Here is a 13,916-nt window from a genome sequence, read left to right as displayed (position 1 = left end):
ATGAAGAAAATGATTTTCTCCGCCGCCCTTTCCGCTTTGCTGCTGCCCGCTTTGGCGACAGCGTACATTCTTCCGACTCGCACGATCCTGCAGAAAACCAGCGAAAACGCCGGTTCTGGCATTTACGCCATCGAACAGGAAGTGCAGTTTTCCAATGGCGAAGAAACGACTTTGGTGAAAGAAACCTGGCTGGTCGACAGCGACCGCACCCTGCGCCTGACGGTGACTGGTGGCAAGGATTTGCAAAACTCTTTCCGTCTGCAGTTTGTCTATAACGGCGGACAAAAATGGAGCATGACCGGCGGCAACCGCAAAAGCGAAAAGCTGCCGGAAGAATTCCTGGAAAAATTCCTGAACATGCGAAATCCTGAAATCTTCGCCAACACCCTGGCGCATTTCAAAATTGTTCCCGCAGGTGCGTTTAACAAAAAACCTGTTGCGAAAAATGCGGCGGACATCAAGCACGACCCGGAAAGCTGGGTGCGCTTTTCCCGCACCGGTGGCGTTGTAAACTACGCTCTGGGCGTGGCGACCCCAGTGGATCAGGAAGCAGGGTCGCCTGGCATCTGGATCCAGCAGGATGAATTCGTTGTGCGCAAACTGCGCCTGCCAAGCCAGGTTGAGATGAGCGCCAACAACTACAACAACTTCGCCAGAAATCTTTCTTATCCGCGCTCCCGCACCATTCGCTGGGGCAACAACACTGTGACCATCCGCCTGATCAGTGCTTCGGCTCGTCCACAGACAGCCGTGGCCTTGTTCCAGCCTTCTTCTTTGGATGCGAACCTGAAATGGGACGGCATCAACTCTTTGGCAACGAAAGACGTTATCACGGAGTTCTACACGAGGTTTAGATGAGTTCGACGCAACTTTGGAAAGTTGCGGCTGACGCCCCCCTTCCTGAAGCATTAACCTACAGTTCAGACCTGCCCCTGCAAAGAGGTCAGCTTGTCACCGTGCCCTTGGGGCGCGGGGGACGGAAAGTTCATGGTCTGATTCTGGGGCCCACCAATGAAGTTCCCGAGTTTGAAGTCAAAGCTGTGGATTCCATTGTGGAAGAATATGCTCCACTGCCTGAACCTTACGTAAAATGGCTTGAATGGCTGGCGCAGTACTATCTGCACCCCGTGGGTCAGGTCGTGCAATCGGCTTTTCCGCCACTGCGAAAAACAGAAAGGCAGCGCGCTTCCAAAAGGCCGCCGGTCATTCCGCAACTGGAAGCAGACTCGGCTCTAAACCTAACAGATGAGCAGCAAACCTGCTTTGAAAGCATTGCGAAGTTTTCCAGCTTTTCGACCCACTTGCTTTTCGGCGTGACGGGTTCTGGTAAAACCGAAGTGTACCTGCGCCTATTGGACAAGGTTCTTTCTGAAGGCAAGCGTGGCATCGTGCTGGTGCCAGAGATTTCCCTGACTCCACAATTGATTCAGCGATTTGCGCGCCGATTCGGCGACAAGATCGCAGCTTTGCATTCGCAACTGACCGATCGCGAACGCACCAACCAATGGTGGGACATTGTCGAGGGGCGAAAATCCATTCTGATCGGCGCTCGTTCCGCCTTGTTCTGCCCGATCGAAAATCTGGGCCTGATCATCGTCGACGAAGAGCACGAGCCCAGCTTCAAGCAGGATGAAAAACTAAAATACAACGGCCGCGACGCCGCCGTCATGCTGGGTAAACAGATGAACTGCCCGGTGGTACTGGGTTCCGCGACGCCAAGCCTTGAAACCTGGAAAAATGCGGTCGAAGGCAAATATCACCTGCACCGCCTTAGCCGTCGTGTGGCCAATCGCGCCTTGCCGGATATCGAAGTCATTGATTTAAGAAAATTGAAGTCCGATGACGAAGAAAAACAAAAAGCCATCACCAAGTATTCGCATCTGCCATTCTGGTTAAGTCCAGACCTTTACGAGCGCATGCATCAGGTGTTGGACCGTGGTGATCAGGCGGCATTGTTCCTGAATCGTCGCGGAATTGCCCAGATGGTGGTGTGTCCTGCCTGTGGTCACACACGCGAATGTCCGAACTGTGATATTTCACTGACCCTGCATGCGCACTCGCATCTGATTTGTCATTATTGCGACTATCACGAAAATTTCAAAACCAAATGTCCGGACTGCAAAGAGGGACAACTGGAAGCCATCGGTCTTGGCACCGAACTTTTGGAAACGGATTTGACTCGTCTGTTCCCGGGCAAAAAAATTGCCCGGGCGGACCGCGATGAAATTCAAAGCCGCGCCGATCTGGAAGACCTGATCGCCAATATGGAATCCGGTGACATCGACATTCTGGTCGGCACGCAGATGATCGCCAAAGGTTTGGATTTCCCGAAACTGAAACTGGTGGGACTGGTGCTGGCGGATGTGGGCTTCAACCTTCCTGATTTCCGCGCCACCGAAAGAAGTTTCCAATTGATCACACAGATGAGCGGCCGCAGCGGTCGGCACGTCAAAGACGGCGAAAGCCCGGGGCTTGTGATCATTCAGACCTTCAACACCGAACATGACAGCATCACGTTTGCAAAAAACCATGACTTTGAAGGCTTCGCCACGCATGAACTCGAAATTCGCTCAGCGCTGAATTACCCGCCCATGGGTCGCCTGGTCAGCTTCCGAATTCAAGGAACTAAACTGGGACAGGTTGAAGAAACCGCGAGACTATTGGCCAGAAGAGCACAGGCTTTAAAAACCCAATTCCCGCAATATGGCTCGATTGAAGTCTTGGGTCCGGCAGAAGCGCCGCTGTCGAAACTGCGAGGGCAATTCCGATATCATCTTCTAATTAAAACTACGCAGCCTGCAGCCGCAAATCCCTTTTCAAGACAACTCTTGGGAGACCAGGATTGGGTTCCTTCAGGGGTTAAAATATTAATCGATATTGATCCAATGAGTTTGCTTTAGCGACAGGCCTTACCTAAAATAAAAGGTTAAGGACCAATGAAATGATTCAATGCCCGCGATGTGGAATACAAGTGACCGAATTGCACCCGGTGGATCCGGAGCTTATCAGTAAGCTTCAGGCCGCTGGTGAAAGCAATTTGCCTCCACAGGTTTGTGCGGGATGCATTTCAGATCTGAAGCGCACCGTTGCCACCAGCAGTGGCGGCGTATTGATGCAGCAGGAACGGGCGCGCGAGCAACACCGCCTGCAGCTTTGGAAAAGCCGCGTGATGCTGATCAAAAAAGCGCGCATGTGCATGGGTCAGAAGCTTTATTCTGAAGCTGCCATTTCCTACGAAAAATATCTGAAGATTCTGGACATCGTCTTTGACATCAAAAAAGGTGAAAAGCTGAAACCGGAAGCTTTCAAAGAAAGCGCCCGAACCACTGAACTGACCGTGGTGGCGTCGGTGTACTGGGACTTGCTGCGCATCTACGACACCCATGAAAAGTATCAGGATCGCATGATGAATGCTGCCAAACAGCTTTCCATGTTCATCCAGTTTACGCCGATTTATCCGGACATCATCCGCAAGGCTGAATCGTTCCAGAAAACCGCGAAGAACCCGCAGATCGTAAAACAGTTCCTGAAGATGTCCGACAAAGAACGCCCTCGCTGCTTTATCGCAACCTCGGCTTTTGAAAACCCCGCCGCCTTTGAGGTGATGCAGCTTCGTGCCTTCCGCGACACACAACTGCGAACCCACAGCTGGGGCAGAAAGTTTATCGCCGTCTACTACAGGTACTCCCCTCACATTGCTTGCTTACTCGATAAGCACTCGTGGCTGAAACCCTCAGTCAGAGCCGCTCTCCGCGTTTTGATTAAATGCGTTAGCAGATAATTCGTCCGATTGAGGCTTGCAAAGCGGCTTCCTTATGAGGGAAGGTATTTGCATGGCTCATATCTACGATTACGCAATTATTGGCAGCGGACTTACCGGACTTAGCATCGCAGCGGCACTTAGCCGCGAAACAAAAAACATCGCCCTGATCGAGGCGGCGGATCTTCCTTTTGGTTCCAACAAAAAGGTCAACTTCCCGACCGGCCCGATGAACAACGGCCTGCGCTTTGTCCCGGACTCTGTGCTTTCTGAGAAAGCCCTGCGTTTCCTGGGCAGCCTGATTGACGTGAACGTGGCGCCGGACGCTTCGGAAGAAGCTCCCGTGACCTACGAAAGCGGAAACTTCAAAACCTTCCTGGGTTTTGGCGAAAACCCACCGGCGTTCTATGAAGAGTTCAGCTATTTCACTTCCAGCAAACGTCTGGATCTGGCAGTAGAGCCTTATCAATGGACCCAGATGCTGTTTGAAAAATTCACCGGCACTTTCATGCCGCGTTCTTATGTGACCAAGTTCCACCAGGAAGGCGAGCGCGTGACTCACGTCACAGTGAATGGCTCCAAAACTGTGCACGCTCAGAACTTCATCTTTGCGGGCTCTGTGAAGGATCTCGCTTTGCTTCTGCCGGAAGACGCGATTTCCGTTCGCGCCCGCACGAAGCTTGCTAAAAACACTTACTGGACTTCTTTGTGCCTGGATATCTGCCACGCTAAACCGGTGACGGATTCTAAGGCGATGCACGTTTTGAACGGCACCACTCAGGATGAAATCGGTCCATGCGTGGGCAAGTTCCACGCACCGGTTGAAGTTGAAGGCGCCCCATTGCAGGCATCCCAGTGGATGACTTTCATTGAGCAGGAAGTGACTGAAGACAGCGAAGTTGTTGGTACGGCTTTGAAAAAAATCAAACGTCAGATCAAACGCGCTTATCCGGAAGCTCTGGATAACGTGAAGCTGGAAAGAATCTTCGTGACTCCGATCATCGCGGGCAACGGCGACATCAAACTGAGCGCCAACCTGACCATGCCGGAACTTGAAAATCTGTGGATTGCTTCCGCAACTGTGCACGAGCAGAAAAATCTGGTCGGCGCCCTTTTGCAGGCTGAAATGATTGTGGCCTCTTTGGGCTTCAAAGTTGAAGCGACTGATACGCTATCTGCATCCGATGAATCTGAATCCATGACAGAGGCTGCTCTTTAAGCCTCTTCCAACGGCAGGGTGAAGTGGAACGTGGTTCCCTCACCCAGCTTGCTTTCCACCTTGATATCCCCACCCATCATCTCAATCAGGTTTTTACAAATCATCAGTCCCAGGCCAGAGCCGCCATAGGTGCGGGAAATCGAGACGTCCTCTTGTGAGAAGCTGCGGAATAATTTGGACATGTTTTCCAGACGAATGCCCCGACCGGTGTCAGACACTTTCCATACATAATGACCCGAACCAGGCTGTCTTTGCAGACTGATACAAACGCGGCCCTTGTCCGTGAACTTTACCGCATTGCCAACAAGGTTCATCAGAATCTGGCGCAAACGGTGCGAGTCACCCATCGCAAAGGCCGGAATACTTTCATCGATGTCGATTTCAAGCTGCAGATTCTTTTCCTGGCACTTGGCCTCGAAGATTTTAAGAATGTCCGTGTGCAGCTCTTTCACGTCAAACTTGTGCCGATCAATCTGCAAAAGTCCGTTTTCAATTTTTGAAATATCCAGAACATCATTGATGATATGCAAAAGTGAATCCGAGCAGCGTTGAATCGTGCGCACATAGTCCGTCTGATCCTTGTCCAGATTGGTGTCGCGAAGAATATCTGAAAAACCAATAATGCTGTTTAGCGGGGTCCGGATTTCATGGCTCATGTTGCTTAAAAATGTGGATTTAATTGAGGATAACTGCAGAGCCTCCTCGCGGGCCTGAACCAGTTGATATTTGGAGTAGGCCATTTCTTGCAGTTCCCCGCGAATGCGCTCAATACCAATAATAAGGATGATGTCTTCAATTAAGATCCAGGCTGCGTGCTCCAGCCACCTCCACTGGTTGCTTTCGGCCACCCCATACAGCGAGATCGGCAGCAGACACCCCCGCAGAATGTGATCTGTGATCACGATAAAGGACGCCACCCCCAAAAGCCCGACGTCCTTATAGAAAGCCAGGGCAGCCAGTGAAACAAAGACATGGAAGTGCGTTTCAATCCGCCCCCCCGACAAATGGATGAACAGGATCGAAAAGCACATCTGCGAGACGGCCACCACATAGCGGGTCCACTTTTCGCCCGGAAAAACATAGACACAATAAACCGCCGGCAGACTGAAAAGCCCCCCAAAGATCAGCCCCACAAAGGCGTTTTCAACCGCGCCGGAAAAGCTTCCCAGCCACGTTGTAGGGGTCAGCACAATGCCCATGATGACTGCCGCAACCCATTGAATTAAAAGAAGAATTGAAAAACCACGATCTACGCGAATATGGATGTCCCTGGATTGCTCCAGGAATATTCGCTGCATCTGTCGTTGTGCTTCCGGATCGCTCCGACCGCCCCTTGATTGGTTCATTTCCCACCGCTTACGTTCTAGATTAATTGGGAGATTACCCCCTTCTTATCGGCTATTACCCAGCGCGTCTAAACATAACTTAATCAAGTCGGTGTTTTGTAACGAAAGCGTCTCAGAAAAGAGCTCCAAAGACTGCTTGCGGTCAATGGCGCCCTGTGATATCCCGAGAGTCCAACAATAAGCACTCACAGGCATCAACTGGTCCCCCAAGTACTGAAAAAGGGGGTCTTCCGGCGAAACAAAAAAAGCTGGCTCTACCTGCGAGGACGATTAACCAGAAAGGAAGTACTACCATGGCACAAGTGACCATGAAAGAAATGCTAGACGCTGGAGTCCACTTCGGACATCAAACACAGCGTTGGAACCCAAAGATGAAACCTTATGTATACACAGCTCGCGGCGGTATTCACATTATCGACCTGCAAAAGACTGTTGTACGCGCAAACAAAGCTGCTGAGTTCGTAAAAGAAATCGCTGCTAACGGCGGTCGTTTGATCTTCGTTGGTACTAAAAAACAAGCGATCGAACCAATCCAAGAAGCTGCAGCAAAATGCGGTCAGTACTATGTTACTAAGCGTTGGTTGGGTGGCATGATGACGAACTTCGAAACGATCAAATCTTCTATCGATCGTCTTCGCAAAATCGACACCATGAAAGAAAAAGGTGAATTCAACTACCTTACTAAGAAAGAGCGCGCGAAGCTTGAAAAAGAATACCTTCGCCTGACTGATTTCTTGGCTGGTATCCGCGACATGAAGGAAATGCCTTCCGCTATGTTCGTAGTTGATTTGCCAAAAGAGCACATCGCAGTTGCTGAAGCAAAACGCTTGGGCATCCCGGTTGTTGCTATCGCTGATACAAACTCTGATCCAGAGTCTGTTGAATTCGCGATCCCAGGCAATGACGATGCTATCCGCTCCATCAAGTTGTTCTCCAACTTGGTAGCTGATGCTTACCTTGAAGGCGCTAAAGAGTGGGAAGGCAAACTTCGCACTATGACTGACAAGCAATCTGACGTTGCTAAAGAAGCAAAAGCAGATGGCAAGGAAGAAGCTCCTAAAAGACGTGGTGCTGGCGCGAAAGCTGGAGCTAAAGAAGCTCCTAAGAAATCCGCTGGTCCTGCAGTTGTTAAAGCCACTAAATCTCGCAAACTTGTTGCTGCTGGTACAGCAGAAGAAGTTGAGATCCAAGCTGAGCTTGAACAAGGCCAGTCTGACGAATCCGCAGAGTAATCTGCAGATCGTTCAAAAAAGGGTGGCCTAGCCACCCTTTTCTTTGTCCTGAATCTAAAAACTTAATTTATATTGTCATCGGCGGCCCGCCCGCGATGCAAAAAACTAAGGAGTCTTCCTAATGTCTATTTCCGCTACTCTTGTTAAAGAGCTAAGAGAAAAAACTAACGCAGGTATGATGGATTGCAAAAAGGCGCTTGAGGCGACTTCTGGCGATTTCAATGCTGCTGTTGAATGGTTGCGCGTAAAAGGTCTTGGCGCTGCCGCTAAGAAAGCTGACCGTATTGCTGCTGAAGGCGCTGTCTTCGCAGAACTTCACGGCAACACTGGTGTTGTTGTTGAAATCAACTCTGAGACTGACTTCGTTGCTCGTAACGATGGTTTCAAAGCATTGGCTGGCAACGTAGTTGCCCACTTGGCTAAAACTAACCTTGAAGGTGATGTATTGGCTCAGGCTTACGCTCTTGATTCTTCTAAAAAGCTTGGCGATCTGTTCACTGAAGCAACTGCTACTATCGGTGAAAAAATCGTTCTTCGTCGTCAGGAAAAATACACTGCAACTGCAACTTCCCTGGTACACACGTACCTGCACGGCGAAGGCAAAATCGGTGTTATGGTTGAAGCCTCCGTTTCCAAGCCAGAAGCTGCAAACGCTCCTGCATTGAAAACTTTCGCTCAAGACGTTGCATTGCACATCGCTGCGATGAACCCAATGGCGATCTCTTCTGAACAGATCCCTGCGGATGTTGTTGCTAAAGAGAAAGAAATCCTGACTGCAAAAAATCTTGAGTCCGGCAAAAAACCAGAAATGATCGAAAAGATCGTTGAAGGTCAAATCCGCAAGTTCCTTGCTGAAAACTGCCTTCTTGATCAGCCATTCGTTAAGAACCCGGACATGAAAGTGTCTGACCTTGCAAAAGCTGTTGGCAAAGAAATCGGCGCAGACGTAACTGTAAAACGTTTCGTTCGCTTCGAACTGGGCGCTGGTATCGAAAAGAAAACCAACGACTTCGCAGCTGAAGTTGCTGCTCAGATGAAAGGACACTAGTTTGAAAGAGCCTGTTTATAAGCGTATATTGCTGAAACTAAGTGGTGAAGCCCTGGCTGGAAAGCAAGGGACTGGTATCAACACTGCAACGATCACTCAGATCGCGCAGGACGTGGCAGCGGCTTACAAGGCGGGCGTTCAAATTGGCCTGGTAATCGGTGGTGGCAATATCTATCGTGGTGTTGCCGCCTCTGCTGAGGGCATGGATCGCGCAAGTGCTGACTATATGGGAATGCTTGCGACCTGTATCAATGCCCTGGCTCTTCAGGACGCTTTGGAAAAACAAGGCGTTCCTACCCGTGTTCAGACCGCCATCGAAATGGCTGAAATTGCTGAACCGTACATCCGTCGCAGAGCGATTCGTCACCTTGAAAAGAATCGTCTGGTGATTTTCGGTGCTGGCACCGGGAATCCTTTCTTCACTACAGACACTGCTGCTTCCCTTCGCGCCATGGAGATCAACGCCCAGGTGATCATGAAGGCAACCAAAGTGGATGGAATCTACGACAAAGACCCTGCTAAACACGCTGACGCGAAGAAATTCGACAAGATCAGCTACATCGACGTGCTCAACCGCGGACTTCAGGTGATGGATTCCACGGCGATCAGCATGTGCATGGACAATAAACTTCCTATTATCACCTTTGACCTCACTGTACCGGGCAACATCCTGAAAGCCGTTCAGGGTGAGACCATCGGAACGCTGGTACATTAATAAGGAGACAGCTATGGCTATCGCAGACGTAAAAAAGAATGCACAAGCAAAAATGGAAAAGACTCTGAACTCTTTGTCTGAAGAACTTAAAAAAGTTCGTACAGGCCGTGCTCAGGTTTCCATGCTGGACGGTATCCGTGTGAACTACTACGGAACTCCATCCCCGCTATCCCAGGTGGCTTCTATCTCCACTCCGGACGCAAAATCCTTCCTGATCGCACCATGGGAAGTCGCTATCCTTAAAGACATCGAACAAGCCATCATCAAGTCTGAACTGGGCATGGCCCCAATGAACGACGGTAAAGTGATCCGCTTGAAAGTTCCTGACCTGACTGAAGAGCGCCGTAAAGACCTGGCGAAACAAGTTAAGAAAATCGCTGAAGAAGCACGCGTAGCTGTTCGCATGGCCCGTCGTGATGCCAACGATGAAGTCAAAAAACTTCAAAAAGACAAAGCTGTCAGCGAAGACGAAGGCAAAAAAGCCGAAGCGGACATCCAAAAAGTAACTGACGATTTCATCAAAAAAGTGGATCAGGTTGCTGAAGAAAAAGAAAAAGCGATCCTGACCATCTAATCAGGGACTTTATAGATCATGGGTTTGCCAAAGCATATTGCCATCATTATGGACGGGAACGGTCGTTGGGCTCAGCTCAAACGCCGTCCTCGCACGTTTGGGCATATCAAAGGCACCCGTGTCGCTAAAAAGATAATCACGGCGTGTTCACGCCGTGGAATCAAAAATCTGACTCTTTACGCATTCAGCACTGAAAACTGGTTCCGTCCCGAGGCTGAAGTCAGCCTTTTGATGCTGATCCTGCGCCGGTATCTGAAACGCGAAACTGAAAATCTGGTCAAAGAAAACATCCGCTTCTCGGTGATCGGGGATCTTTCCCGCGTTCCTCTGGATGTTGCCAATGCCATCGAAAAATCCATCGAAGCCACATCTCAATGCACAGGCCTGAATCTGGTCTTTGCCTTGAGCTATGGTTCTCGCCAGGAAATCACTCTAGCGGTGCGTGATATCGCGGAAAAAGTCGCTGCCGGGGAAATATCCCCTGCAGAAATCGACGAATCCGTGATCAACTCCGCCCTGAGCACTTTCCCGACGCCGGATCCGGATCTGATCATCCGTACCAGTGGTGAACAGCGACTTTCGAACTTCCTTCTGTGGCAGGCTGCGTACTCTGAATTCTATTTTACAGAAGTACTTTGGCCCAACTTCACCGAGTCTCACCTCGACGAAGCCCTTCAGGCTTTTGCGATGAGACAACGCCGTTATGGCAAGGTCTCATCCAATGACAACAACCATGAAAAGCTTCCTAACTAGAGCGGTTTCGGCCCTAATTGCCCTGGCGATCATCATCGGACTTTATGTCTCGTTGGGGGTTCTGGGACTGAAAATCGCCGTGGGTCTGATTGTTGTCATCGGAAACTGGGAACTGATTGGCATTTTGTTCCACAATGAAAAGTCCAAAGTCATAAAAACTCTTTTCCGACTGATGACCTATGCTGTGTTCGCAGCGTCGATCACTTCCTTAAGCATGGGTTCCATCATCTATGCTTTGGCGACCATCGTGATGATCATCACAGTTCTTTTGTCGTCTCACAAAGAAGGCAATCTGGAATACATGGCCTCAGCTCAGGCAAAATCTGCACTGGGTCTGTTCTATATGGGCCTTTTGCCTTCCTTTGCTTTCCGTTTGCTGGATCAGGCGTATGGCCTTTACTGGTTCATCTTCCTGCTGGCAGTTGTATTTGCCGGCGACACTCTGGCGTATGTTTTTGGCGTCTTGTTTGGCAAAAACAAAGTCATGCCTTCTGTATCCCCTAAAAAATCCTGGCAGGGTTCTATCGGAGGCATCATCGGCTCGGTGACGGCAGGTCTGATCTGCTGGTTGTTCTTGTTCCCGGAAAACAGCGTGGGTGTCTTCCTGCTTCTGGGTGGCATCTCTGGGTTTGTGGGCCAGTTCGGAGACTTCTTCGAATCTTTGCTAAAACGTGTGGCGGATGTGAAGGATTCGGGCAAAATCATGCCAGGTCATGGTGGTGTCTTGGATCGAGTCGATGGGGTCCTATTCGCAAGTCCTGTTGTTTTGGGCGGAGTTCTGATTCTATCTCATCTTTTGTCCTAAGAGAAACGTCGAGCCCCTCAGGAAAAATCCCTTAATTTTCTACCCCTTAATCCTTGGCTCACTCTAGAATGGACCAATGGATATTTTCTCATTCTTACAATCTGGTTTGTCTGCAATTGTTCCATTTGTCATCCTGCTGGGGATCTTGATCTTCGTTCATGAGCTGGGACACTTCCTTGTCGCCCGCTGGTGCGGAGTTCGTGTTGAAGTCTTCAGTCTGGGCTTTGGAAAAAAGCTGCTGACCTATAAAAAAGGTGACACCACTTACGCGCTTTCTTTGATTCCGCTGGGTGGCTACGTGAAAATGTTCGGCGAACAAAACGGCGAAGGCATTTCGGAAGAGGACAAGAAAGTCTCTTTCACCCATAAAAATGTATGGCAGCGTATCGCCATCGTTCTGGCCGGTCCGTTGATGAACTTCTTCTTTGCGATCCTGGTGTTCTTCACCGTGGCCCTGATTGGTGAAGATGCCAAGATCCCGGTTCTGGGTGATGTGGCGAAAGACTCCCCGGCTTACACGGCGGGCTTCCGCTCGGGGGATCAGATTGTTTCCATCAACCAAAAGCCGATCACCACCTGGGAAGATGTTCAGCGCACCTTGAGCTTAAAAGAAAGCCATGACCTGCACATTGATGTGGATGTGAAGCGTGAAGGCACGGGTGAATCCCTGACGGTTTCCACCACCGCCAAGCCGGAACCAAATCCAAATGTTCTTTCCAGCTATGAGTACATGGCCAATGTTGAGGGGATCTCTCCTTATTCCGCGGGCACCACGATCGGGGTTTTGGAAAACTCTCCGTTGCATGCTTTGGGTCTGCGTACCGGTGACACCATCACCAGCATCAATGGCGTGAAAGTCGCTTACTGGAGATCTTTGGAAGACACTTTGGCAAAATTCAGCGCCAAAGAGCCTTTGACCCTGGAAGTAATGGGCATCCGCGAAGGTGACAAGGCCGACAAAGCCATCACCGTAACCATGGCGCCGATTGAATCCATCAAGGCGTTTTCACTGGGGTCTTTGGGTCTTGAAAGTTCCGAATTGTATCTGTCCCGCGTGATTGAAGGCTCTCCGGCGCAGGCCGCAGGTCTTCGTGCCGGCGATCGTCTGGTGAAAATCAACAAGATCACTTTGTCCAAATGGGAAGATGTTCTGAACAACATCAAATCCTTCGATGGCAAAAACCCGGTGGCTTTGTCCGTTCTGCGTGAAGGCAAAACCATTGATCTTGAAATCACCCCAAAGATGACCAAGCAGATGACCGCTTCCGGTGCCGAGGAAAAACGTTATACCATCGGTATTTCGCCAATTCCGAACATCGCGATGCCGGAACTGATGACCCTTCGTTCTTCCAATCCGGTGGATGCATTGATCCGCGGAACGGAAAAAACGTGGGAAGTTTCAGTGATGACAGTCATGAGCTTTGTTCGTTTGTTCCAGGCCAAGATCTCTCCGAAAAACATCGGTGGTGTGATCTCTATCGGTCAGGCGGCCAGCGAAACATTCAAAATCGGTATCACTCAGTTCCTGCAGATGATGGCTATTATTTCTGTGAATCTGTTCATCCTGAATTTGCTGCCGGTGCCGGTACTTGACGGTGGTCACCTGGTGTTCTATGTGATTGAGCTGGTCAAAGGTGCTCCACTGAGCATGAAGAAAATGGAAATCGCCCAGCAAGTGGGTCTGGCGATTTTGATGAGTCTTATGATCTTTGCCCTGTTTAATGACTTCACCCGCTTGTTTGGTCTATGAAAATACTAGCTATGGAAACCAGCACCGCCGTCGGCGGTGTTGCCATCATCGTGGATGGGAAAATTGTCGCCGAGGAAACCTCTTTGCGACAAAAAACCCATAGCGAAATCATCAGCCCCTTCACTGAAAACTGCCTGCAAAAAGCCGGATTAAAACTTGAAGACATCGACGTCTTTGCCGTGGGCCAGGGCCCGGGCAGTTTCACCGGCATCCGTGTTGCCGCCAATGCGGGAAAGACTTTTTCCTACAGCTTCAACAAGCCCCTGGTCACTGTTGACTCGCTGATGCTTTTGGCTGAACGCGCGCGAGGATCTGACAAATCGGTTCTTGCCATCATCAATGCCTATAAAAACATGGTGTACACCGGTCTTTTTGATATGTCCGGTGATGAACCGAAGTATCTGAAGGGTCCGGCGGCGATTCCCGTTCGTGAACTTTCCCAGCACATCCATCAGGACGTCCTGGTCGTTGGTGACGGGTGGGAGGCTTATCATGAGTACTTCCCCGAAGAACTTTCCAGGAAAATGCGCCGCGATTCCACCCTGCCGGACTATCCGCTGGCGACCACTCTGGGTCTGATGGCAGAAGCCCGTGCAAAAAAAGGTCAAACTTTAGACTGGAAATCGTTTGTTCCTCTTTATATTCGCGCCTCTGAAGCCGAAGAGACAAAAAAAGGGATTCTTATCTCACCATTGAAATAGCAAGAGGATGCAA

The 13,916-nt window shown here is 50.1% G+C and carries 13 protein-coding genes; 12 read left to right on the top strand and 1 reads right to left on the bottom strand.

The annotated features are described in order from the left end of the window. The 4 genes from ACNQKP_RS04725 (at nt 1) to ACNQKP_RS04710 (ending at nt 4,979) form a co-directional block, all read left to right on the top strand. The gene (locus tag ACNQKP_RS04725) at nt 1–858 is read left to right on the top strand and encodes a hypothetical protein (RefSeq protein ID WP_417863155.1); all 858 of its coding nucleotides are present in this window, start codon (nt 1–3) and stop codon (nt 856–858) included. Further along, nucleotides 855–2,900, top strand: coding sequence for a replication restart helicase PriA (priA, locus tag ACNQKP_RS04720; protein ID WP_417863154.1), 2,046 nt, complete (start codon nt 855–857; stop codon nt 2,898–2,900). The genes ACNQKP_RS04725 and priA overlap by 4 nt, the downstream gene beginning before the upstream one ends. Nucleotides 2,901–2,971: 71 nt before the next feature. Next, nucleotides 2,972–3,781 carry a CFI-box-CTERM domain-containing protein gene (locus ACNQKP_RS04715; RefSeq protein ID WP_417863153.1) on the top strand — a complete coding sequence of 270 codons (810 nt, stop codon included), beginning with the start codon at nt 2,972–2,974 and terminating at the stop codon, nt 3,779–3,781. 52 nt (nt 3,782–3,833) lie between these two features. Beyond that, complete coding sequence (locus ACNQKP_RS04710) at nt 3,834–4,979, top strand: NAD(P)-binding protein (protein WP_417863152.1); 1,146 nt, start codon at nt 3,834–3,836, stop codon at nt 4,977–4,979. Here the strand turns inward: ACNQKP_RS04710 and ACNQKP_RS04705 are convergent. Further along, a complete protein-coding gene (locus ACNQKP_RS04705) occupies nt 4,976–6,325 on the bottom strand; it encodes a sensor histidine kinase (protein WP_417863151.1) in 1,350 nt (449 codons plus the stop codon). The two genes, ACNQKP_RS04710 and ACNQKP_RS04705, sit on opposite strands and share 4 nt — an antisense overlap. 293 nt (nt 6,326–6,618) lie before the next feature. On the opposite strand from ACNQKP_RS04705, the gene rpsB reads away from it, so the two are divergent. From rpsB to tsaB, 8 genes are all read left to right on the top strand, one after another. Next, entirely contained in the window at nt 6,619–7,557 is a 939-nt protein-coding gene (gene rpsB, locus ACNQKP_RS04700) for a 30S ribosomal protein S2 (RefSeq protein ID WP_417863150.1), read from the top strand. 121 nt (nt 7,558–7,678) lie between these two features. After that, entirely contained in the window at nt 7,679–8,605 is a 927-nt protein-coding gene (gene tsf / locus ACNQKP_RS04695; RefSeq protein WP_417863149.1) for a translation elongation factor Ts, read from the top strand. 1 nt (nt 8,606) lies between these two features. Continuing rightward, entirely contained in the window at nt 8,607–9,320 is a 714-nt protein-coding gene (gene pyrH, locus ACNQKP_RS04690; RefSeq protein WP_011166086.1) for a UMP kinase, read from the top strand. Between the two features lie 13 nt (nt 9,321–9,333). Continuing rightward, nucleotides 9,334–9,894, top strand: a complete 561-nt coding sequence (frr, locus tag ACNQKP_RS04685) for a ribosome recycling factor (protein WP_011166087.1) — start codon at nt 9,334–9,336, stop codon at nt 9,892–9,894. 18 nt (nt 9,895–9,912) lie between these two features. Beyond that, nucleotides 9,913–10,647, top strand: coding sequence for an isoprenyl transferase (locus ACNQKP_RS04680; RefSeq protein ID WP_417863148.1), 735 nt, complete (start codon nt 9,913–9,915; stop codon nt 10,645–10,647). Continuing rightward, complete coding sequence (locus ACNQKP_RS04675; protein ID WP_417863146.1) at nt 10,628–11,452, top strand: phosphatidate cytidylyltransferase; 825 nt, start codon at nt 10,628–10,630, stop codon at nt 11,450–11,452. Before ACNQKP_RS04680 ends, ACNQKP_RS04675 begins: the two co-directional genes overlap by 20 nt. A 76-nt stretch (nt 11,453–11,528) precedes the next feature. Next, nucleotides 11,529–13,202, top strand: coding sequence for an RIP metalloprotease RseP (gene rseP, locus ACNQKP_RS04670; protein WP_417863145.1), 1,674 nt, complete (start codon nt 11,529–11,531; stop codon nt 13,200–13,202). Beyond that, nucleotides 13,199–13,903 carry a tRNA (adenosine(37)-N6)-threonylcarbamoyltransferase complex dimerization subunit type 1 TsaB gene (gene tsaB, locus ACNQKP_RS04665; protein ID WP_417863144.1) on the top strand — a complete coding sequence of 235 codons (705 nt, stop codon included), beginning with the start codon at nt 13,199–13,201 and terminating at the stop codon, nt 13,901–13,903. The genes rseP and tsaB overlap by 4 nt, the downstream gene beginning before the upstream one ends. Nucleotides 13,904–13,916 lie beyond the last annotated feature (13 nt).

The organism is Bdellovibrio bacteriovorus (genome assembly GCF_048286975.1).
GTDB lineage: Bacteria > Bdellovibrionota > Bdellovibrionia > Bdellovibrionales > Bdellovibrionaceae > Bdellovibrio > Bdellovibrio bacteriovorus_H.
Note: the sequence above shows the minus strand (reverse complement) of the source record. Positions and strands in the feature narration are given on the sequence as shown.